At 55.3% G+C, this 871-nt stretch carries 2 protein-coding genes and 1 pseudogene; all 3 read left to right on the forward strand.

The window, feature by feature from the left end; genetic code table 11:
• Window positions 1-225: hypothetical protein (locus QVP03_RS03125; protein WP_288210618.1), on the forward strand; the 225-nt coding region annotated here is incomplete at its 5' end.
• Between the two features lie 48 nt (window positions 226-273).
• A complete protein-coding gene (locus QVP03_RS03130; protein ID WP_256166616.1) occupies window positions 274-597 on the forward strand; it encodes an LPD28 domain-containing protein in 324 nt (107 codons plus the stop codon).
• A gap of 5 nt (window positions 598-602) precedes the next feature.
• A pseudogene (locus tag QVP03_RS03135) lies at window positions 603-871 on the forward strand (hypothetical protein); the annotation flags it as partial.

Here is an 871-nt window from a genome sequence, read left to right on the forward strand (position 1 = left end):
CTGGCGCTCAATTACCGCTTGTACGAATACATCCCCTCGGACGCAGAGGTTCGTGGACGGTTCATCTCGTGCAAACCCTTTCCCGCCGAGGCGTTCCGGCGTCAGATCGGGAAATTGCACAACGATGGAACGCTGTTCCTGCGGATTGTCTCTGCGGACTTATATACGCTCTATGTAGAAGGTAACGTCTATCTGCGCGGAGCGTGGCACCGAATCTTTCTTTAATAACCTGCCGCCTGCTCCGCAACGAGCGGGCGGCGTCATTTCCATATCATGGCATACGAATCATCCATTCCTTTCGCGGATATCAGGGATTTCCGCGAGGCCGAGATCAACGGCATCTCTGCTCTTTTCACTATGTGTCGCCTCGATTCCGAAACCCTTCCCGCCGATTTTCATTCGTGCGAGGTCATGGGCGGTCGGGGCAGCGATTTCCAGTGGCTCGTTCCGCTGGCTTTGGCAAACTTCACCGGAACGTTCGTCTCCCGGCAGCCCCTGCTCCGGGAAGGACAGGCGTACGCTGAAATACGCTGGTACGGCATCTATGACGCGACGACAGTCGACGAATGGTCTGAAAACAACAACGATAACTCTTAAACACTATGCGACGAAAATTCAAACTGAAGGTCAGCTATACCTTCAACGGCTGTTTTACCCTGCGTGCGGCTTCCGGCAAGGAGGCCGCACGTCTTGTTTCCGAACAATGCGGAACGGTTCTGAACACGATTCAGACAACTCTCGGCGAAGAATCCGAGGTCGACTGGCAATTCGACAAACATCCCCGGCTTGTAATCCGGGAAGTAATCGCTCTTCCGGAGACCATCGACGGGGAGAAGCTGCCGCGCGTGGGAGTCTTCCATCCCGGGCAGCG

This window comes from Alistipes sp. CAG:29, assembly GCF_000435435.1.
Taxonomy (GTDB): domain Bacteria; phylum Bacteroidota; class Bacteroidia; order Bacteroidales; family Rikenellaceae; genus Alistipes; species Alistipes onderdonkii.